The organism is Streptomyces sp. NPDC050164 (genome assembly GCF_044459945.1).
Lineage (GTDB): Bacteria > Actinomycetota > Actinomycetes > Streptomycetales > Streptomycetaceae > Streptomyces > Streptomyces coeruleorubidus_A.
On sequence record NZ_JBITJK010000034.1, the window covers coordinates 52,821 to 73,595 of the forward strand.

At 71.9% G+C, this 20,775-nt stretch carries 20 protein-coding genes and 1 pseudogene; 13 read left to right on the forward strand and 8 right to left on the reverse strand.

The features are described from left to right. From ACIBNA_RS33670 to ACIBNA_RS33690, 5 genes and pseudogenes are all read right to left on the reverse strand, one after another. The coding region (locus tag ACIBNA_RS33670) for a trypsin-like peptidase domain-containing protein (protein WP_399169022.1) at positions 1-2,683 on the reverse strand (2,683 nt) is incomplete at its 3' end. Between the two features lie 33 nt (positions 2,684-2,716). Continuing rightward, on the reverse strand, positions 2,717-3,058 hold the full coding sequence (locus ACIBNA_RS33675) for a CU044_2847 family protein (protein ID WP_399168972.1): 342 nt from the start codon (positions 3,056-3,058) through the stop codon (positions 2,717-2,719). A 192-nt stretch (positions 3,059-3,250) separates the two neighbouring features. Further along, a pseudogene (locus tag ACIBNA_RS33680) lies at positions 3,251-3,566 on the reverse strand (transposase); the annotation flags it as partial. A 144-nt stretch (positions 3,567-3,710) separates the two neighbouring features. Continuing rightward, entirely contained in the window at positions 3,711-4,286 is a 576-nt protein-coding gene (locus ACIBNA_RS33685) for a hypothetical protein (protein WP_399168973.1), read from the reverse strand. Between the two features lie 139 nt (positions 4,287-4,425). Beyond that, positions 4,426-4,833, reverse strand: a complete 408-nt coding sequence (locus ACIBNA_RS33690; protein WP_399169023.1) for an SRPBCC family protein — start codon at positions 4,831-4,833, stop codon at positions 4,426-4,428. Between the two features lie 124 nt (positions 4,834-4,957). Between ACIBNA_RS33690 and ACIBNA_RS33695 the strand changes: the two genes are divergently transcribed. Beyond that, on the forward strand, positions 4,958-5,362 hold the full coding sequence (locus ACIBNA_RS33695; protein ID WP_274820575.1) for a VOC family protein: 405 nt from the start codon (positions 4,958-4,960) through the stop codon (positions 5,360-5,362). On the opposite strand, the gene ACIBNA_RS33700 is transcribed toward ACIBNA_RS33695, so the two are convergent. After that, positions 5,342-6,031, reverse strand: coding sequence for a DUF6597 domain-containing transcriptional factor (locus tag ACIBNA_RS33700; RefSeq protein ID WP_399168974.1), 690 nt, complete (start codon positions 6,029-6,031; stop codon positions 5,342-5,344). The two genes, ACIBNA_RS33695 and ACIBNA_RS33700, sit on opposite strands and share 21 nt — an antisense overlap. 109 nt (positions 6,032-6,140) lie before the next feature. After that, positions 6,141-7,076, reverse strand: a complete 936-nt coding sequence (locus ACIBNA_RS33705) for an AraC family transcriptional regulator (RefSeq protein WP_399168975.1) — start codon at positions 7,074-7,076, stop codon at positions 6,141-6,143. An 81-nt stretch (positions 7,077-7,157) separates the two neighbouring features. Here ACIBNA_RS33705 and ACIBNA_RS33710 point away from each other — a divergent pair, with 81 nt between their 5' ends. Continuing rightward, positions 7,158-8,003, forward strand: a complete 846-nt coding sequence (locus tag ACIBNA_RS33710) for an NmrA family transcriptional regulator (RefSeq protein WP_399168976.1) — start codon at positions 7,158-7,160, stop codon at positions 8,001-8,003. 303 nt (positions 8,004-8,306) lie between these two features. Here ACIBNA_RS33710 and ACIBNA_RS33715 read toward each other — a convergent pair whose 3' ends face one another. Next, the gene (locus ACIBNA_RS33715; protein WP_399168977.1) at positions 8,307-9,473 is read right to left on the reverse strand and encodes a YihY/virulence factor BrkB family protein; all 1,167 of its coding nucleotides are present in this window, start codon (positions 9,471-9,473) and stop codon (positions 8,307-8,309) included. A 108-nt stretch (positions 9,474-9,581) separates the two neighbouring features. Here ACIBNA_RS33715 and ACIBNA_RS33720 point away from each other — a divergent pair, with 108 nt between their 5' ends. From ACIBNA_RS33720 to ACIBNA_RS33770, 11 genes are all read left to right on the forward strand, one after another. Next, on the forward strand, positions 9,582-11,216 hold the full coding sequence (locus ACIBNA_RS33720) for an acyl-CoA dehydrogenase family protein (protein WP_399168978.1): 1,635 nt from the start codon (positions 9,582-9,584) through the stop codon (positions 11,214-11,216). Positions 11,217-11,463: 247 nt separating this feature from the next. Further along, positions 11,464-12,741 (forward strand): GAF domain-containing protein, encoded by a 1,278-nt coding sequence (locus ACIBNA_RS33725; protein WP_399168979.1) that lies wholly within the window; start codon positions 11,464-11,466, stop codon positions 12,739-12,741. Between the two features lie 173 nt (positions 12,742-12,914). Next, on the forward strand, positions 12,915-14,243 hold the full coding sequence (locus ACIBNA_RS33730) for a hypothetical protein (RefSeq protein WP_399168980.1): 1,329 nt from the start codon (positions 12,915-12,917) through the stop codon (positions 14,241-14,243). A gap of 42 nt (positions 14,244-14,285) precedes the next feature. Further along, the gene (locus tag ACIBNA_RS33735; protein WP_399168981.1) at positions 14,286-14,858 is read left to right on the forward strand and encodes a GNAT family N-acetyltransferase; all 573 of its coding nucleotides are present in this window, start codon (positions 14,286-14,288) and stop codon (positions 14,856-14,858) included. Between the two features lie 126 nt (positions 14,859-14,984). Continuing rightward, on the forward strand, positions 14,985-15,068 hold the full coding sequence (locus ACIBNA_RS33740; protein WP_310887545.1) for a putative leader peptide: 84 nt from the start codon (positions 14,985-14,987) through the stop codon (positions 15,066-15,068). Between the two features lie 129 nt (positions 15,069-15,197). Then, entirely contained in the window at positions 15,198-16,895 is a 1,698-nt protein-coding gene (locus ACIBNA_RS33745; protein WP_399168982.1) for a nitrite/sulfite reductase, read from the forward strand. Then, positions 16,892-17,071, forward strand: coding sequence for a hypothetical protein (locus ACIBNA_RS33750; RefSeq protein ID WP_399168983.1), 180 nt, complete (start codon positions 16,892-16,894; stop codon positions 17,069-17,071). The genes ACIBNA_RS33745 and ACIBNA_RS33750 overlap by 4 nt, the downstream gene beginning before the upstream one ends. After that, complete coding sequence (locus tag ACIBNA_RS33755; RefSeq protein ID WP_399168984.1) at positions 17,068-17,778, forward strand: phosphoadenylyl-sulfate reductase; 711 nt, start codon at positions 17,068-17,070, stop codon at positions 17,776-17,778. Before ACIBNA_RS33750 ends, ACIBNA_RS33755 begins: the two co-directional genes overlap by 4 nt. A 29-nt stretch (positions 17,779-17,807) precedes the next feature. Then, a complete protein-coding gene (cysC, locus tag ACIBNA_RS33760) occupies positions 17,808-18,344 on the forward strand; it encodes an adenylyl-sulfate kinase (protein WP_399168985.1) in 537 nt (178 codons plus the stop codon). Further along, positions 18,341-19,276, forward strand: coding sequence for a sulfate adenylyltransferase subunit CysD (gene cysD / locus ACIBNA_RS33765; protein WP_399168986.1), 936 nt, complete (start codon positions 18,341-18,343; stop codon positions 19,274-19,276). Before cysC ends, cysD begins: the two co-directional genes overlap by 4 nt. A 2-nt stretch (positions 19,277-19,278) precedes the next feature. Continuing rightward, positions 19,279-20,613, forward strand: a complete 1,335-nt coding sequence (locus ACIBNA_RS33770) for a sulfate adenylyltransferase subunit 1 (protein WP_399168987.1) — start codon at positions 19,279-19,281, stop codon at positions 20,611-20,613. Positions 20,614-20,775: the final 162 nt, after the last annotated feature.

Here is a 20,775-nt window from a genome sequence, read left to right on the forward strand (position 1 = left end):
CAGTGGCCAGGGTGCGGCCGTCAGGGCTGAACGCCACCGACTCCACGCCCCTGCTCAACACCGAGGTCGCGTCGTCCTTGTGGCCGGTGAGGGTGCTACGGGTACGACCGGTGGCCGTGTCCCACAACCGCACCGTCCCATCCCCGCCTGCAGTGGCCAGGGTGCGGCCGTCAGGGCTGAACGCCACCGACTCCACGCCCCTGCTCAACACCGAGGTCGCGTCGTCCTTGTGGCCGGTGAGGGTGGTACGAGTACGACCGGTGGCCGTGTCCCACAACCGCACCGTCCCATCCCCGCCTGCAGTGGCCAGGGTGCGGCCGTCGGGACTGAACGCCACCGAACGCATCCCGCCGGGCGCGTCGGGTTCTCCGGTGAGGCGGCGGCGGAGTGGGAGGTCTGCTGCCGCGTAGAGGCTGGCGGTGGCCTCGGCGGTGGTACTCGTGCGGTAAGCCTGGATCGCGAGCAGGGAGGCGAGGTCGGGGTCGGTGTCGATGAGTGTGTCGGACTGGACGGCTAATTGCCGGGACAGGGCCTGCTGCTGGGCGGCGACAGCGGTCTGACGTTGCCAGAAGGCCAGCCCGGCAGCGAGGAGGACCAGGACGAGGGTGCAGCCCAGGACGGTGTTGAGGCGGCGGGTGCGCCGGAGGGCGGCTTGCTGGTGGCGGCGGCTGGCGGTGACGTACGCGGCGGTGTTGCTGGGCAGCCCGCGTTGCTGGGCCCAGTCCAGGCCCTCGGCCAGGTCGGTGCCGTGCAGCAGGTCGTCGGGGTGGTGACGTGCGGTCCATCGGACCCGCTGGTCTTCAGCCCGGCGCAGCCAGGTGTGGAAGCGGTGGTCCTGGTCGACCCAGGAGCGCAGTTCTCCCCAGTCTCGGGTGAGGGTGTCGTGGATGAGTTCGGCGACCAGGTCGGTGGGCGGAGGGCCGGGGTCGCGGGCGTATGTGGTGATGATGCGGTGGTGGGTGAGGACGGCCAGGACGGCGTCGGTGATTCTGCCGGAGTCTTGGGTCGGGGTGGTGTGGGCTGGGTCGGCGGCGAGCTCCCGCAGGGTGTCGAGAGGGAGCTGCTGACGGGTGGCGGGGATGTGGTGGGCTGGGTCGGCGGGGCGGACCAGGGCAGTGAGGATCCGCCGGGCGGTGGGGCGGTGGTTTGCGGGCAGCTGACTGATGGCGGCGTTGCACCAGGTGGCCAGGGAGCCGGTGATCTGGCCGATGTGCCCGTAGGCGGCGTGGGTGAGGCGGCCGTCCGCGCGGCGCTCCCACAGCCGGCTCAGGGCGAGCTCCAGCGGAGCGAGCAGGGTGACCGGCGCGCGGCGGGTATGGGGGCTGTGGGGCTCGGCAGCCAGGACGTCGGTGATGATGCGCTCGGGCAGGCCCGCTTCGAGGTCGGCGCCGGCCTCCCGCGCGGGGCGGGTGATGATGGCGTGCAGGTCGTGCGGGCTGAGGGTGGCGGGTACGTTGACCAGGCCGGCGGCGACGGCGTTCATCAGGGCGGGGGCCTGGGCGGCCAGCTGCGGGTAGAAGTCGTCGCGCATGATCAGGAGCACGCTGACCGCCGCGCGGGAGTCGATCAGTGCGGTGAGCTGCTCCAGCGCCGGTAAGGCCAAGCCGGTGGAGAGCTGATCTGGTGTCAGCGGCGCAGTCGGCGGGGTGGGGTGGGTGAAGACCTCCTCGAACTGGTCGATGACCAGCACGATCCGCTCAACGCCGGGGTCGGTCTCCAGGCGACGATGTACGGCAGCTGTGAGGCCGCCGGTGGCGGCGCCGGACAGGCCGTGGCGGTCCATGGAGGCCAGCAGATCTTGTCCCGGGCGGGGTACGAGTACCGGCAGCCACCGATCGCTGCCGGGCAGGTGCCCGTCGGCCAGGGCCGGCAGTACCCCGGCTTGGACGAGGGAGGACTTGCCCGAGCCTGACGGGCCGAGCAATAGCAGGGCCCGGCGCTGACCGCCCAGCGTAGCCAGCACCGCGTCCACTGCCGCATCCCGCCCGTGGAAGAAGGCCGCGTGCTCGGCGGTGAACGGCTCAAGCCCCCGGTAGGGGCACACCGCCCGCTCGGTCAGATCAGGCCAGACCTCCCGCAGGATCTCGGTGGGGGTGGCGTAGGCGATGCCCAAGCCCCGCAGGTGAGCGTCGGGCGCGGTGATGGCGGTGACCATGCCGATCACCAGGCCGGTCACCTCATCGACCACCGGCCCGCCGCTGAACCCGGTGGTCAAGTCGTTGGCCGTGGTCAGCTGCAGCAGCCTGCCCGCGCCGCCCTCGGCAGCGGACAGCAGGTCCCCAGCCAGGCCGTAGCCGAAGTGGCCTCCAGGCGGTGCCTGAGTGGGGAACCCGAAGGAGCGCACCCGGTGCCCTCGGCACCCACCCGCAGATCCCACCGGCAGCGGCCGCACCGTCGGGGCACCGCTCAGGCGGATGATCGCCACATCATCGCCGTCCGGCGCCCGCCACGGCCCGACCAGCACCTGCCCTTCCACCTGCGGTGCCCCGGCCGCATGGGGGAAGACCAGCCGCAGTCTCTCGCCAGGGCCGTGCCCGCCATCACGCACCACGTGCGCACAGGTGACTACCACGTCCGGAGCAATCAGGAAGCCCGCTCCAGCCACGCCGCCGCTTGCGGATAGCACCTGTGCCACCGCTGCCTGAATGCCGCCCCCCGGCCCGCTGCCGCAGTCGCAGACCACAGCATCCGACGACGTCACCGCTTCCCTCGCCGGTCAGTTCGCGTCATCGCCGGAAGTCTCGGAGGCCCTGTGCCAGGTCACCTTCACCCTCAGGTGGCAGCCAGCCTCGCTCTTGGCGATCACCGCGCCGGCCTGGGCCGCGAGGTTGACCCCGAACTCAATCTCAACCTCGTCCGGGCTCGCCTGCCGCAACTGGTTCAGCGCTGACCGGGCCATGTCCGTGACCGGGACCAGCGCCGCCTGTAGCGTCGACGGCAACTCCTGAATCGCCTCACCGACTCGTCCGGCCTTCACCGGTCCGTCGGATATCTCCGGGGCCTCAAAGAGGATCGAACCCCCGCCCTCCAACGGAAGACGCGCAAGGCTACGCATCATCGTCCCCTCTCGCTGACTCAGCCCACATTCCAGGCCGTTCGTGGGCGCTCACGAACGTGCGCCACGGTAGCGGACCCTCACATCCCCTCATGCGGAACTTGACATCCGGCACCGACTCCGTACGGAGAATACGTTCTGCCACCACCCGCTGATGGGATTCGTTGATCGTCCGCTCCCCCGTCCGAGAATCCGCTCGATCGCCGCCGAGGCGGTGTCCGAGGCCAGGTGCAAGGACACGCCCGCCTGGCAGTTGGTGACCTTGCCGGCGGTGCCGGTGTACTGCCGCGACACGCAGGCCGACGCATCCCCGTCCTCAAGGAAGCCCGTGTCATAGATGATCAGCGCGGATGGTCTCGCTGGGGCCATCTTCCAGGCGAGTCGGGCGGACGTGCGCCGGATCCCACGGGCTGGTGGTGATGAAGTGGGCCAGGGCCTGACGGTTGCCGTCCTCACCCAGCCGGGCGGCCATCGGCTCCACCGATTTCCGCTGCCCGTCCAGAAGTCCTCCGGACGACATCGGACTTCATTCAACTCCTCAGGTGCACACACCGGTCAGCGACACAGCCCCTCGACCGGACACGCCACCGACAAACGCACCTGACCAAGCACTACTAGGGGGTGTCCGCAAAGCGCTCCGTGCTGCGGCCTGCTCTCAGCCGACGAGGTACTCGATGTCGAGGGTGTCGGAATGTCCGGCCCAGGAAAGGGAGAATCTCCAGCACCCCGGCTTCGGCAGGTCGATGAGGGAAGGGCCGGGGCCCCCGGTGACCGAGCGGGTCACCACTTCGTTCGTGCCGGCGAGGCCGGCCTTGATGGTCAGCCGGTCGTCAGGCCCTCTGCCGGCGGCCTCCTCGGTGTCCTTGGCCACCCAGAGGATCTTGTTTTCCCGGCCCTTGGCTGCCGGCGCGTGGTACGGGTATCCGAAGAGCACCGCGGCGATTTCGCCCTTGTCGCCGATGATGTGCCGCTGTGACACCTCTCGCGGGAATCCCTTCCGCGCCCACGAGGGAAGAGAGCCCTGCTTCACCGCGGGGCGGCAACCCCCCGCCGCGTTCGGCGCGGCGGCGGTGCGAGTGGATTTCGTCGCCTGCGCTTTGTCCGGGTTGCTCTCGCTCCCGCTGCAACCGCTTGCCGTGAGCACCGCGGCAGTCACCAGAGCAATGAGCGCGCCAGGCAGGACAGAGCCGTCCGGGCGCCGCACGCTCGGTCGACTCAGGTGTGCGGGCATCCCGCGGCTCCGATGCAGTGCGGCAGCTCGCCGGGGCGAACCCCAGCGAGTCGGGGTTGAACGTTGAATGACGAGTGGTCACTGTTCCACGGGTTCCGAAGGCGGGGAACCTGCTATCCGGCCAGCCCCGGCAGATGTCTCATGTGCGTTCCATCAGCCGCTTGAGGGCGGTGAGGTCGGCGGTCACCGCCTCCGCGTCGCGGCCGAACTCCTCGTCGCTCATCCAGGGCTGCCGGCGCAGGGTGAACACCACCTCGCAGCCGGGGCCGTCGGCGATCACCCGCATCGGGTTGTGGACGGTCTGCCCCGAGGGCAGCGTGACGTCGTGGTCGAGCACGCCGAAGTCGTTCCTGGGCGTGAAGACCACCACGACCCGCCCCATGGGCGACTCCCCCACCCACCGGCCGTCCACCAGCTCGATGGAACGGGCCAGTCCGGGAGCCCAGCCGGGGACGTTGGCGGGGTTCGAGACGTAGTCGTAGACCTCCTGTGCGGGGCGGTCGATGAAGACGCCGAGATGCCTGGATCGTCGTGTCGTGATCGTCATGGCGGCGACGTTACGGGCCTGCCCGGGGGCCGTCTTGAACGGATCGGACACGGATCGGACACCGTGCCGACCGATGTCCGATTCCTTCAAGACCGGGCGTCGCGGACCTGCCTACGGTGAGCCCATGACTGCTCGATTCGATGCCATCGGCCTGGTCGTCTCCGACATGGCCGCCTCCGTCGCCTTCTACCGCCGGCTCGGGTTCGCCTTCCCCGAAGGCTCCGAGAGCCAGCCACACGCCGAGGCCGGACTGCCCGGCGGGCTGCGGCTGATGCTCGACACCGAGGAGACGGTCCGCTCCTTCCTGCCCGAGTGGCAGCCGCCCGCCGGCGGCGGCCGGACCTCGCTGGCACTTCGCTGCGACGGGCCGGAGGAAGTGGACTCGTTGTACGAGGAGTTGGTGGGCGCCGGGTGCCACGGTGAGCTCAAGCCCTGGGACGCCTTCTGGGGGCAGCGGTACGCCGTCGTGCTCGACCCGGACGGCAACGGGGTGGACCTGTTCGCTCCGCTAGCCGCGGCCGGCGAGTAGCTCCCCCAGCGGCAGACCCGCCAACTCCCTGACGTCCCGGGCCAGATGGGCCTGGTCGGCGTAGCCGGCCCGGACCGCCGTGTCCGCGAACGGCACACCGCCCCGGGCCAGCGCGAGGGCGCGGCGCAGCCGCAGGATCCGGGCCAGGGTCTTGGGTCCGTAGCCGAACGCGGTCAGTGAACGGCGGTGCAACTGGCGTGCGCCGAGGCCGAGTTCGTCGGCGGTCGCGGCGACGGGGCGTCCCGCGCCGAGGGCGGCCACGACGTGCCGCAGCAGCGGATCCGGTGGATCGGCACCGGCCGCCTGCCGCAGGGCGAGGTCCTCCAGGCCGCTCGCCGGGTCGGGGGCCGCGTTCACCCGTGCCGCCAGTCGCCGTACCTCCGAGACCGGCCACAGGTCCGCGAGCGCGACGCGACGGTCGCGCAGCTCGTGCGCCGGTACGCCCAGCAGGGCCGGGGCCGTGCCCGGGTAGAAGCGGACACCCGCCCAGGTGCCGGTCTCCCCGTCCGTGATGTACGCGCGAGTATCGGGCCCGGCGACCAGCAGCCGCCCCTCATGCCACAGCAGGTCCATGCACCCGTCGGGCAGCACACGCGCCGCCCCGTCCCGCTCCGGGGCATTGCTCCACACAACCGCTCCCGCCAGCCGTGACGCCCGCTCCACGTACACGTAGGCCAGGCTACGCCGCGGGCCGCGTACGCGTGCCGCGAGCGGCCCGGGACGGGCTGCGCCACCGCTGCCGACCAGGTGGGCCAGGGCAGCGCCCCGTCCCGGGCCTCTACGCCAACCGCCCCCGGTACTCCACCGGACTCACCCCGTACACCCGCTTGAACGCCGTCGACAAGGCGAACGCGCTGCCGTACCCCACCCGGCGGGCCACGGCGTCGAGCGTGTCCTCACAGTCGCGCAGGCGGTCGGCCGCGAGGGCGAGGCGCCAGCCGGTGAGGTACGTCATCGGGGGCTCGCCGACCAGGGAGGTGAAGCGACGGGCGAGTGCGGCGCGGGACACCCCGGTCTTGGCGGCGAGCGCGGCGATGGTCCACGGGTGGGCGGGGTCGTCCTGGAGCAGACGCAGGGCGCCGCCGACGACCGGGTCGGCGAGGGCCCGGTACCAGGCGGGCGCCTCCGCCTCGGGGCGGGCGAACCACGCGCGCAGCGCGGCGATGACCAGCAGATCCAGCAGACGGTCCAGGACGACCTCCTGGCCCGGCTCGTCCCGGACGATCTCCTCGGAGACGTACGGCGTGAGCGGGCAGTCCCACACGTCGGACGTGAGGGTGAGCAGCGGCGGCAGCGCGTCCAGCAGCCGGCTGCTGATCTCACCCTGCATCGGGTACGTGCCGATCAGCATCACCGTCGCACCGTCGAGCCGGTCGCCCCAGGTGCGCACGCCCAGGTCCATGGAGCCGTTGAGGGGACGGCGGTGGGGGTAGCGGCACTCCTGACCGGGCAGGATCAGCGCCTGCGGTTCCGTGCCGGGGTCATCTGCGCAGGTGTACGGGTCCGGGCCGCGGGCGATGGCGAGGTCCCCGGCCCGCAGCCGTGTCCGCTCGCCCCGGTCGGGCAGGACCCAGGCCTCGCCGCGCGCGACGAGCATCACGGTGAGCGGCGCCCGGTCCTCCACCCGCACCGCCCACGGCGGGTCGAAACACGCCCTGGTCATGAACGCGCCCCGCGCGCGGGGGCCCTCCAGCAACCCGGCGAGTGCGTCCATGGTGCCAGCGTAGACGCGGTCGTATGGGAATGAGCCGTTCAGCGATGGTTCCGGGCGGTGTACGGAAGTTGACTCGACGGCATGACGAACACGACACGGAACACGCAGGGCATGACGGTTGTGGTGACGGGTGCCTCGGGCCGTACGGGGAGCCGGGTGGCCCGGGCGGCGGAGGCCGCCGGGCTCACGGTACGGGCGGCGTCGCGGGCGACCGGTTTCGACTGGTGGGACCGCTCGACCTGGGCGGACACCTTGCGCGGCACCGACGCGGCCTACCTCGCATACCCCTCGGACGTCGGCGCGCCGGGCGCCGCCGAGGCGGTCGGGGACCTCGCGCGGGAGGCGGCCGGGCTCGGGCTGCGGCGGCTGGTGCTGCTGTCCGGGCGCGGCGAGGAGCAGGCCCTGCCCACCGAGGAGGCGCTGCACGCCTCGGGGGCGGACTGGACGGTCGTACGGGCCGCGTGGTTCGCGCAGAACTTCAGCGAGGGGCCGCTGGTGGCGGAGTTGCGGGAGCGCGGGGAGTTGGTGTTCCCGGCCGGCGACGTGCGGGAGCCGTTCCTCGACGTGCGGGACATCGCGGACGTGGTGGTGGCCGCGCTGACGGCGGGCGACCGGTACGTGGGCCGGACACTCACCCTCTCCGGGCCGCGCCTGCTGACCTTCGGCGAGGCGGTCGCGGAGATCGCGGAAGCGACGGGCCGCCCGCTCACCTACCGGGCCGTGTCGACACGGGACTACGGCGAGGCGCTGCTCGGCTTCGGCGTACCGCCGCAGGAGGTCACGGCCCTGACCGAAATCTTCGACACCCTCCTCGACGGCCGCAACGCACATCTCTCGGACGGCGTACGGGAGGTCTTGGGCCGCGCTCCCCGGGACTTCACGGACTTCGTACGGGAGGAGACGACGGCCGGGACCTGGAAGGTGTGACGCCGACGGGCCGCCTGCCGGCGACCGGCGCGGGCCACGACCAGGCCGGGCCCCGGAGGGCGGGTGACGGTGCGTCGCCCGCCGACGGGGAGCGCGGGCCGCAGCCGGGGCGGGACCCGGAAGGTGGGTGACGATGCGTCGCCTGCCGACGGGCGGCGCAGGCCCCGACCAGGCCGGAACCCGGCAGGAGCGAAGACGGCGGGCCGCCCGCCAACGAACGGCGCAGGGCGCGGCCGCGGCCGGGCAGGGCCCGGCGGCGATGCGCCGACCGCGGCCCCGGCCGGCGCGGCGACCGCGCGCCCGTCACTTCTCGGACGGCGGCGGAGCATCCCGGTTGGCCTGGCCCCCGGCGTTGCCGGTGCTCTTCGCGTGGGTGGACTTCGCATGCGTGCGCAGCCGGGCCGACACGTCCTCCGGGGGCAGGAAGCGGGACCAGCGTTCCGGGAACTCGGAGGGCATGTCGGGGTCGGCCTCGCCCGCGGCGGCGGCGCGGGCCACGTACTCGGCGACCTGCGCCTGCCGCAGCCGCTCGTTGGCCTCGCGGGCCGCGGCCGTCGCGGCGGCCGGCCAGACCCGGTCGATGGCGGCGTTGACCGCGGCCCCGACGAGCACGGCGAACGCGGCCACACCGATCCACAGCAGCACGGCGACGGGCGCGGCCAGGGAGCCGTAGATCGTCGGCCCCTCGACCGTGCTGGTCAGGTAGATCCGCAGCAGGAAGCTGCCGAGGACCCACATGCCGAGGGCGACGAGCGCGCCGGGCACGTCCTCGATCCACGGGGAGCGGACGGGGACGGACACGTGGTAGAGCGTCGTCAGGAAGGCGATCGACAGGAGGATCACGACCGGCCAGTACAGGACCTGGACGACCGTCGTCGACCACGGCACGATCCGCACCACCGCGTCCGGCCCGGCCACCATCAGCGGCAGCGCGATCGAGCCGATCAGCAGGGCGACGATGAACAGCGCGAAGGCCATCAGGCGGGTCTTGACGATGCCCCGGACGCCGTCGAGGCCGTACATGACGGTGATGGTGTCGATGAAGACGTTCACCGCGCGGGAGCCGGACCACAGGGCGAACAGGAAGCCGATGGAGATGATGTCGGGCCGGCCGCCCTTCATCACGTCGTGCAGGATCGGCTCGGCGATCTGCCTGACGCCCCGGTCGGACAGCACCGTGCGGGCGGCCTCCAGGATGTTGGTCTGGAGGCTCTCGATGGTGTCGGCGCCGGTCCACGCGTCGACGTAGCCGAGCAGTCCGATCATGCTCAGCAACAGCGGCGGCACCGACAGCAGCGTGAAGAACGCCGCCTCCGCCGCCAGCCCCAGGATGCGGTACTCGATGCACGAGTTGACGGTGTCCTTGAGCAACAGCCAGGCGGTCCTGCGCTTGGAGACGTTCCGGTAGAGAGCACGCGCCCGGTGGAGGCGCCCGGAGGGTGTGTCGGGGGTTTCACTTGCTGGCTGCACCCCCTAACGGTATCCGTCGCGCCCGACCGCACTCACCCGCAGGTGGTCTCCGGCGTCCGGGCCCCGTCCCTTGGTGACCAAGGTGCCGCGCCGGGGTACTTTCGCAGCATGGCTGGCAGCACCCACTCCGTGAACAACCAGGTCCCGCCGCTGGTCGGGTACGACGTCTTCTCGGCCGACCCGGCCCTCACGGCGGCGGTCGAACGGCATCTCGATCCCGGCCTGCGCGACGAGGTGCTCGGCGAGCTGTCGGCGCTCGGGCGGACCGCCGGCTCGGCCCAGGTGCAGGAGTGGGGGGCGCAGGCCAACGAGAACCCGCCCCGGCTGCGCACCCACGACCGGTACGGCCACCGGATCGACGAGGTCGAGTTCCATCCGTCCTGGCACCGGCTGCTCGGCAAGGGCGTCTCGGCCGGTCTGACCGCGGCCTGGGACCGGCCGGCCGGGCATCTGCGGCGGGCCGCCGCCTTCCTGGTGTGGACGCAGGCCGAGGCCGGCAGCGGCTGCCCGCTGTCGATGACGCACGCGGCGGTGCCCGCCCTGCGCACGGACCCGGACCTGGCCGCCGAGTGGGAGCCGCGGCTGACGTCCATGGTCTACGACCGTGAGCTCAGGCCCGCGCACCTCAAGGCGGGGGCGCTGTTCGGGATGGGTATGACGGAGAAGCAGGGCGGCAGCGACGTACGGGCCAACACGACGTCCGCGCGGCCGCTCGCGCAGGACGGGACGTACGAACTGACCGGGCACAAGTGGTTCTGCTCGGCGCCGATGTCCGACGGTTTCCTGGTGCTGGCGCAGGCGCCGGGCGGCCTCACCTGCTTCCTGGTGCCGCGGGTGCTGGCGGACGGCACGCGCAACGTGTTCCTGCTCCAGCGGCTCAAGGACAAGCTCGGCAACCGGTCGAACGCCTCGGCCGAGGTCGAGTTCGACGGGACCTGGGCGCGCCGGGTCGGCGAGGAGGGGCGCGGGGTACGCACCATCATCGAGATGGTGGCGGCGACCCGGCTCGACTGTGTGCTGGGTTCGGCGGGGCTGATGCGGCAGGCCGTGGCGCAGGCGGTGCACCACTGCACGTACCGGGAGGCGTTCGGCGGGAAGCTCGCCGACAAGCCGCTGATGCGCAACGTCCTCGCCGATCTCGCCATCGAGTCGGAGGCGGCGACGACATTGGCGCTGCGGCTCGCGGCGGCCTGGGACGACGGCGGCGAGCAGGAGCGGGCGCTGCTGCGGATCGCGGTGCCGGCGGCCAAGTACTGGGTGACCAAGCGGTGCCCGCCGGTGGCGGTGGAGGCGGCCGAGTGCCTGGGCGGCAACGGCTACGTCGAGGAGTCCGGGCTGCCGCGACTGGTGCGCGAGTCGCCGCTCAACTCCATCTGGGAGGGCGCGGGCAACGTCCAGGCCCTCGACGTGCTGCGGGCGTTGCAGCGGGAGCCGGGGGCGTTCGACGCGTATCTGCGGGAGGTCGGGCAGGCGCGCGGCGCCGATCACCGCCTCGACGGGGCCATCAAGAACCTGCTGACCGAACTCGCCGATCTGGAGGGTGTTCAGGGGCGGGCGCGGCGGCTGGCGGAGCGGCTGGCGCTGGTGCTCCAGGGGTCGCTGCTCGTCCGGTTCGCGCCGCCGCAGGTCGCCGACGCGTTCTGCGCGGCGCGGCTGGGCGGCGACGGGGGCGCGTCGTTCGGGACGCTCCCGCACAGTCTCGATCTGGCGTCGGTGGTGGAGCGGGCCCGGCCGGTGACCTGACCCGGGCACCCGAAAGCGGGGGTGGTGCTGCGCCGACACGGCACCACCCCCGCCGCACTGGCCCGTTCGAGCCACCGAACGCCGCTCGGGACGGCGCCGCTCAAGTCTCAGACACGGCGGGGCTGTCCACCAGGGTTGCAAGGGGTTGCAACTTGCTGCTGACTGTGTGCGGACTGTACGCGTCCGCTCGGGGGCAGGCGGCACTATGAGACGGTCGGTCAGAAAAGCCTCCGGGGGGCCCACGCCTATGGACGTCACGCAGCTCGCCGCCGTGGACACCACGCGCGCGGCCCGGGTGCTCAGCGAGGTCCGTTCCGCCCGGTTGTCCGGGCAGCGCGTCCCCGTGCCGCCGCGCCGGGTGATCGAGCAGTCATGGGAGCGCATGCTGCGCAGCGGTGTCGATCCGGATCACGACTTCCGGGCGGATCTGCTCTCCCGCGAGGAGCTGCAGCGGCGGCGCGAGGCGTCGGCGCTGCGCCATGTGCTGCCGGTGCTGCGGGAGGGGCTGCTGAGGTTCGCGGACGTCGCCCACCACATCATGGTGGTCGCCGACGAGGAGGGCCGGGTGCTGTGGCGGGAGGGCAGCTCGCCGGTACTGCGCAAGGCCGACGGGCTCGGCTTCGAACTCGGCGCGGACTGGCGTGAGGACGTCGTCGGCACGAACGGTCTGGGCACCCCGGCGGTGGTGCGCCGGCCCGTACAGGTCTTCGCCTCCGAGCACTTCGTGCGCTCCCACGCCGGCTGGACGTGCGCCGGCGCTCCGCTGACGGATCCGCGGGACGGCCGGCTGCTCGGCGTGGTGGACGTGAGCGGGCCGCTGGAGACGATGCATCCGGCCACGCTCGCCTGGGTCGACTCGGTGGCGAAACTCGCCGAGGCCCGGCTGCGGGAGAGGCACCTGGAGTCGCTGGAGCGGCTGCGGGCGGTGGCGGCGCCGGTGCTGGCCCGGCTCGGCGGGCGTGCCCTGGTCGTCGACCGGGACGGCTGGACCGCGGCGGTCGGCGGGGTGCCGTACACGCGGCGCGTGGCCCTGCCCAAGTCCCTGTCGCCGGGCCCGAGGTGGGTGCCGGCGCTCGGGCTGTGCTCGGTGGAGCCGCTGGCCGGGGGCTGGCTGCTGCGGGCGGCCGCCGACGAGCCGGTGCCGCGCGAGGCGGCCAGAATCGTGCTGGACCTGAGACAGGCCCGCAGATGGACGGTGGCGGTCTCCGGCGGCGCGGGCTCCTGGACGCGCGAACTGAGTCCCCGGCACGCCGAGTTGCTTTACCTCCTCGCCGTCCACCGCACCGGCCGCAGCGCCTCGGGCCTGGCCGGCGACGTGTTCGGCGACCCGGCCCGCACGGTGACGGTACGCGCCGAGATGTCGCGGATCCGGCGCTACCTCGGCGCGTTCCTGGAGCACCGGCCGTACCGCTTCGCCGAGGACGCCGAGGTCGAGGTGCTCCTCCCGGAGGACCCGCACGACGTGCTGCCGCACTCGACGGCACCGGCGGTGGTGCGGCTGCGCGCCGTTGCACCGGCCCCCTGAGGTTCACGGGACGTGCCGTCCGCCCGCCCCCAGGGGTGCATCTTGCGCATATTTGCAGGGTCTTCGCCCCCCACCCCGCCCACCTGCCGTAGCATCCCCTACGGGTCACCCCACCTGTTCCTCCGTCAACGTACGGACCGCAAGGCGCAGTTGGCCCGCCTCGGGAGGACGTTATGAAGCATCGCGGCAGACACCGGCGGCGCAGGCGGGGCAGGGCGCTGCGTGGGGCCCTGGCCGGGACGGCTCTCGCACTCACCGCCGCCGCCACCCTGATCAGCGCCTCGCAGGCCACGGTCGCCGACGCGCCCGGGGCTCTGGAGCCGATCTCCGTGTCCGCCGAGGCCGGGCGGCTGCCGCTGGCCGAGCACCGGGTGCCCGGGCGGTGGCTCGACCGGCTCGCCTCGAAGATGGGCCGGCCGGTCGGTGTCGGCACGGTGCTGGACAGCGCCGACCGCACGCTGCGGAACGCGGCCGACTGCCCGGCCGCCGAGAAGCACACCCTGCCGGTCGAGCCGGCGGCCACGCGCGCGTACTGCTTCGGCGGCGCCGACACCCGGGGCTGGCGGTCCGGCGCGGTCACCACCTCGGGCGACGCGGACGACGACGGCCGCTGGAGCCGGAACCGCGTGATCCTCTCCGGCTGGACCCGCGGCGGCGCCGGGGGCGGCTCCATGGACGGCCCGGCCCCCGAGCAGGGCCTGGCCAAGGTCGCCTTCGTCGACGCCGACGACCCCGGCCGGCTCCGTTACACCTGGGCGCTGCTGGCCGTCCCGATGGACGGCGGTCGGGACTACCGGGGGCTGGTCTCCCCGCTGTCCGGCATGGTCTGGTACCAGGACAAGCTGCTGGTGACGACCCGCGAGGGCGACCGGAACGCGCTGTATGTCTACGACATGGACCGCATCCAGCGCGCCACGGTCGACTCCGACGCGGTCGGCCGGGTGCGGGGCGGCTGGTCGGCGTTCGGCTCCCGGTACGTGCTGCCCGCGGTCGCCTCCTACGCCCTGCCCGGCGGGGACGACGTGCCGCACCCGGCCGCGGTCTCCCTCGACCGCAGCACCGCGCCCGACAGTCTGGTGGCGAGCGAGTGGGTACCGGCGGACGGCGACCGGCGCACCCGGCTGTGGCGCTACGCGCTGAGCCGGGACCCGGCCCGTTCCGGCCTGCTCGCCACCAACTCCTCACGGCGCGCGGACCCGGTCGAGGCGTACGAGTCGAAGACGGCCGACGTGCGGGGCGTGCTGTCGTACCGCTCGGGCTGGTACCTGGACCGAGCGGCGGGCACGCGCGGCGGGCACGGGACGCTGTGGCGCCAGGACGTGAAGGGCGCTCGGGCGGCGGAGTGCGCGAGGGACGAGACGCGTCACTGCTGGAGCGGGCGGGCGGGTTCGCTGTCCTACTGGGAGGAGACCGGCGAGCTCTGGTCCCAGTCGGGGCGGATGCTGTTCGCGCTGCCGCTGGCGTCGGTGGACGGGACGCTGGACCGGTCGGCAGAGCAGTAGGTCGATCGACAGACCAGTGGGTCAGATGATTTTCTGGCCCGCATGACCACCATCGCCGTGACCACCTGGTCCCTGGAGCAGACCGCCCCGACCGATCTGCTGCCGGCCGCCGCGCCGGACGGGGACGTCCGGATCGTCCGATCCGAGGTGCCCTCGCCCGAGTTCAGCCGGTTCCTGTACGCCTCGATCGGCGGCGACATCCGCTGGACGGACCGGCTGAGCTGGTCGTACGCGCGGTGGCTGGAGCACCTGGAGCGGCCCGGCGTGGAGACGTGGGTGGCGTACGACCGTGGCACGCCCGCGGGGTATGTGGAGCTGGAGGCGCAGGACGACGCGGTCGTGGAGATCGCCTACTTCGGCCTGCTCCCCGCTTTCCGCGGCCGGCGCATCGGCGGGCACCTGCTGTCGTACGGCACGGCCCGGGCCTGGGACCTCGCGGACCGCTGGGCGGGACTGACGCCGACGAAGCGGGTCTGGCTGCACACGTGCAGCAAGGACGGCGAGCACGCGATGGGCAACTACCAGCGCCGCGGGTTCAAGCTGTTCGACACCAAGGTCGAGGAGGAACCGGACGTCGCCGCTCCGGGGCCATGGCCTGGGGCGTTCCCCGTCTGACCTGGCCGGACACTCCGGGGTGGTCCGATGTGACCAAGGACACTCGCGTCTTGGATTTCGAGACAGGAGTGTCCGAATATTGGACGAAGCTGGACTCTGTCCAGATCGCCGTGACACGCTTCCGTCATGCCTGGAACTGGGATCGCCTTGGTGAGTCGACGCCACGTCGACCTCGGCCGCATGTCCAGCGCCATCTGTCCGGCGCGCTGAGAGCACTCACGCAGCCCGACAATCCCCCTTTCTCGTCTCATCACCTGCGCAATGACGCGCCCTATGCCCATGCGCCCGCACGCGCAGGTCAGAGCCGCTTTCCCGCCTGTCCCGAAGGACGTATCAACCATGGCCGCCACCCCGCAGAAGCCTGCCGCCGCGACTCCCCGCCGCAAGGTGAGCCGTCACCGCGGTGAGGGTCAGTGGGCCGCGGGGCACCACACCCCGCTCAACGGCAACGAGCAGTTCAAGAAGGACGACGACGGTCTCAATGTGCGGACACGCATTGAGACGATCTACTCCAAGCGGGGCTTCGACTCGATCGACCCGAACGACCTGCGCGGCCGGATGCGCTGGTGGGGCCTGTACACCCAGCGCCGCCCCGGGATCGACGGCGGCAAGACGGCGGTCCTGGAGCCGGAGGAGCTGGACGACGAGTACTTCATGCTGCGCGTCCGCATCGACGGCGGCCGTCTCACCACGCAGCAGCTGCGGGTGATCGGCGAGATCTCGCAGGAGTTCGCCCGCGGCACCGCCGACATCACGGACCGGCAGAACGTCCAGTACCACTGGATCCGGATCGAGGACGTGCCCGAGATCTGGAACCGGCTGGAGGCGGTCGGCCTGTCCACCACCGAGGCCTGCGGTGACACGCCCCGCGTGGTCATCGGCTCGCCGGTCGCGGGCATCGCCGAGGACGAGATCATCGACGGCAGCTCCGCCATCGACGAGATCCACCGTCGGTTCATCGGCAGCAAGGAGTTCTCCAACCTGCCGCGCAAGTTCAAGACGGCGATCTCCGGATCGCCGCTGCTCGACGTGGCGCACGAGATCAACGACGTCGCGTTCGTCGGTGTGCACCACCCCGAGCACGGCCCGGGCTTCGACCTGTGGGTCGGCGGCGGTCTGTCCACCAACCCGAAGATCGGCGTCCGGCTCGGCGCCTGGGTGCCGCTGGCGGAGGTCCCGGACGTCTGGGCGGGCGTGATCGGCATCTTCCGCGACTACGGCTACCGGCGTCTGCGTACGCGCGCCCGCCTCAAGTTCCTGGTCGCCGACTGGGGTGCGGAGAAGTTCCGGCAGGTGCTGGAGGACGAATACCTGGGGCGCAAGCTGGTCGACGGCCCCGCTCCCGAGCAGCCGGTCCAGCAGTGGCGCGACCACATCGGCGTGCACCGGCAGAAGGACGGCCGCTTCTACGTCGGCTTCGCCCCGCGCGTGGGACGCGTCGACGGCGCGACGCTCACGAAGATCGCCGACCTCGCTCAGGCCCACGGCTCCGGCCGGGTGCGCACCACCGTCGAGCAGAAGATGATCGTCCTCGATGTCGAGGAGGACAAGGTCGAGTCGCTCGTCGAGGGCCTGGAGGCGCTCGACCTGACCGCCCGGCCGTCCTCGTTCCGGCGCGGCACCATGGCCTGCACCGGCATCGAGTTCTGCAAGCTCGCCATCGTCGAGACCAAGCAGCGCGGCTCGCAGCTCATCGACGAGCTGGAGCGTCGTATGCCGGACTTCGACGAGCCGATCACCATCAACCTCAACGGCTGCCCGAACGCCTGCGCCCGTATCCAGGTGGCGGACATCGGTCTCAAGGGCCAGCTGGTCGTCAACGACAAGGGCGAGCAGGTCGAGGGCTACCAGGTGCACCTGGGCGGCGCGCTCGGCCTTGAGGCGGGCTTCGGCCGCAAGGTGCGCGGCCTGAAGGTCACCTCCGAGGAGCTGCCCGACTACGTCGAGCGCGTCCTGAAGCGGTTCCAGGCGGAGCGCGAGGACGGCGAGCGGTTCGCCACGTGGGCGGCCCGGGCCAGCGAGGAGGCCCTGTCATGAGCGAACGCGCGGCCCCGTTCTACTGTCCCTACTGCGGTGACGAGGACCTGCGTCCGAGCGAGGAGGGCCACGGCGCGTGGGAATGCGCGGCGTGCAGCCGAGCCTTTCAGCTGAAGTTCCTCGGGCTGCTGGCCCAGGGGCTGAAGCGATCCGACCCCGGAGGGGCGAAGATATGACCACGGTTCAGGACCAGCGCACGACCGCGGATCTCAAGGCGCTCGCCGAACAGGCGGGCCGCGACCTTGAGGACGCCTCCGCGCTGGAGATCCTCCAGTGGGCGGCCGAGACGTTCGGCAAGCGCTTCTGCGTGACCTCCTCGATGGAGGACGCGGTCGTCGCCCACCTCGCCTCCCGCGCGATGCCCGGCGTCGACGTCGTCTTCCTCGACACCGGCTACCACTTCGAGGAGACCATCGGCACCCGTGACGCGGTCGACGCCGTGATGGACGTCAACGTCATCACGCTCACGCCGCGCCAGACGGTCGCCGAGCAGGACGCGGAGTACGGCCCCAGGCTGCACGACCGCAACCCCGACCTGTGCTGCGCGCTGCGGAAGGTCCGGCCGCTGGAGGAGGGCCTGAAGAACTACCAGGCCTGGGCGACCGGTCTGCGCCGCGACGAGTCCCCGACCCGGGCGAACACCCCGGTGGTCGGCTGGGACGACAAGCGCCAGAAGGTCAAGATCTCCCCGATCGCCCGCTGGAGCCAGGACGACGTGGACGCGTACGTCACCGAACACGGCGTCCTGACGAACCCGCTGCTGATGGACGGCTACGCCTCCGTCGGCTGCGCCCCCTGCACCCGCCGGGTCCTTCAGGGCGAGGACGTGCGCGCCGGCCGCTGGGCGGGCCGCAGCAAGACCGAGTGCGGACTGCACGGATGACGACGACTCAGACGATTCAGGAGACCGACGTGACGACCGGAGCCACCGTCTGGCTCACGGGTCTGCCGAGTGCCGGCAAGACCACCATCGCCCACGAGCTGGCCGGCCGGCTCCGCGCCGAGGGCCACCGCGTCGAGGTGCTCGACGGCGACGAGATCCGCGAGTTCATCTCGGCGGGCCTCGGCTTCAGCCGCGAGGACCGGCACACCAACGTGCAGCGCATCGGCTTCGTCGCCGAACTGCTCGCCCGCAACGGCGTGCTCGCCCTCGTCCCGGTGATCGCGCCGTACCAGGACAGCCGCGAGGCGGTGCGCAAGCGGCACCAGACGAACGGCACCGCGTACCTGGAGATCCACGTGGCGACCCCGGTGGAGGTGTGCAGCGAGCGGGACGTGAAGGGCCTGTACGCCAAGCAGGCCGCGGGCGAGCTCACGGGGCTCACCGGGGTCGACGACCCGTACGAGGCGCCCGAGTCGCCCGATCTGCGCATCGAGTCGCAGAACCAGACCGTGCAGGAGTCCGCGGCGTCCGTGTACGCCCTGCTCAGCGAAAGGGGACTGGCATGACGACCGCCGCGACGGTTTCCGAGGAGACCGACAGCCCGTACGCGCTCTCCCACCTCGACGCCCTCGAGTCCGAGGCGGTGCACATCTTCCGTGAGGTGGCGGGTGAGTTCGAGCGGCCGGTGATTCTGTTCTCCGGTGGCAAGGACTCGATCGTCATGCTGCATCTGGCGTTGAAGGCGTTCCGGCCGGCGTCGGTGCCGTTCTCGCTGCTGCATGTGGACACCGGGCACAACTTCCCCGAGGTCATCGACTACCGGGACCGCACGGTGGCCCGGCACGGGCTGCGGCTGCATGTCGCCTCGGTGCAGGACTACATCGACCGGGGTGCGCTCAAGGAGCGCCCGGACGGTACGCGGAACCCGCTGCAGACGGTGCCGCTGACGGAGAAGATCCAGCAGGAGCGTTTCGACGCGGTCTTCGGCGGCGGCCGGCGCGACGAGGAGAAGGCCCGGGCCAAGGAGCGGGTGTTCTCGCTGCGGGACGAGTTCTCGCAGTGGGATCCGCGCCGGCAGCGCCCCGAGCTGTGGAACCTCTACAACGGCCGGCACGCCCCGGGCGAGCACGTGCGCGTGTTCCCGCTGTCGAACTGGACCGAGCTGGACGTGTGGCAGTACATCGCCCGCGAGGGCATCGAGCTGCCGGAGATCTATTACGCGCACGAGCGTGAGGTGTTCAAGCGCAGCGGTATGTGGCTGACGGCCGGTGACTGGGGCGGGCCGAAGGACGGCGAGAGGGTGGAGAAGCGCCTGGTGCGCTACCGCACGGTGGGGGACATGTCCTGCACCGGCGCGGTCGACTCCGAGGCCGATACGATCGAGAAGGTGATCGTGGAGATCGCCGCTTCCCGGCTGACGGAGCGCGGCGCCACCCGCGCCGACGACAAGCTGTCCGAAGCCGCGATGGAAGACCGCAAGCGCGAGGGGTACTTCTAGAGATGAGCACGATCACGACCGAGGAGCTCTCGGCCACCACGCTGCTGCGGTTCGCCACCGCCGGTTCCGTCGACGACGGCAAGTCCACCCTGGTGGGCCGGCTGCTGCACGACTCCAAGTCGGTTCTGACCGATCAGCTGGAGGCGGTGGAGCGGGCGTCGGCCAGCCGGGGGCAGGAGGCGCCGGACCTGGCGCTGCTGACGGACGGGTTGCGGGCCGAGCGCGAGCAGGGCATCACCATCGACGTGGCCTACCGCTACTTCGCCACGCCCCGGCGCCGGTTCATCCTGGCCGACACCCCCGGCCACGTGCAGTACACGCGGAACATGGTCACCGGTGCCTCGACGGCCGAGCTGACGGTGATCCTGGTCGACGCCCGCAACGGGGTGGTCGAGCAGACCCGCCGGCACGCGGCGATCGCCGCCCTGCTGCGCGTCCCGCACGCGGTCCTCGCCGTGAACAAGATGGACCTCGTCGGCTACGACGAGACGGTGTTCGCAGCGATCGCCGAGGAGTTCACGGCCTACGCGACCGAACTGGGCGTCCCCGAGGTCACCGCCATCCCGATCTCCGCGCTCGTCGGGGACAACGTGGTGGACGCCTCCGCCAACATGGACTGGTACGGCGGGCCGACGGTGCTGGAGCACCTGGAGACGGTCCCGGTCGCGCACGACCTGAGCCACTGCCACGCCCGGCTGCCCGTGCAGTACGTGATCCGGCCGCAGAGCGCCGACCACCCCGACTACCGGGGCTACGCGGGGCAGATCGCGGCCGGTTCCTTCCACGTCGGCGAGGAGGTCACGGTGCTGCCGTCGGGCCGCACCTCGAAGATCTCCGGCATCGACCTGCTGGGCGAGCCGGTCGACGTGGCGTGGACGACGCAGTCGGTGACCCTCCTGCTGGAGGACGACATCGACATCTCGCGCGGCGACCTGATCGTGCCGACCAAGGACGCGCCCGCGACCACGCAGGACATCGAAGCCACCGTCTGCCACGTCGCCGACGCCCCGCTGACCGTCGGCCACCGGGTGCTGCTCAAGCACGGCACGCGCACGGTCAAGGCGATCGTGAAGGACATCCCCTCCCGTCTCACGCTGGACGACCTGTCCCTGCACCCGCACCCGGGACAGCTCGTCGCCAACGACATCGGCCGGGTGAAGATCCGCACCGCCGAGCCGCTGCCGGTCGACTCCTACGCGGACTCGCGGCGCACCGGCTCGTTCATCCTGATCGACCCCAACGACGGCACGACACTGACCGCGGGCATGGTCGGCGAGTCCTTCGCCGCCCCCGAGCCGGTCAAGGACGAGTCCGAGGACGACGGGTGGGACTTCTGACATGAACTCCCCCGACTTCTACTCGATGTTCGCGAAGGAGGGCGGCCGCGTCGGCAGCGGCGCTCTCGGCAGCGGGCAGGGCGGAGTGGCGCGATGTGTGCGCTGACGTTCGCGCACCGCTCGCGCGCCCGCACCCCCCACCGCCGTAGACGAAAACCTGCC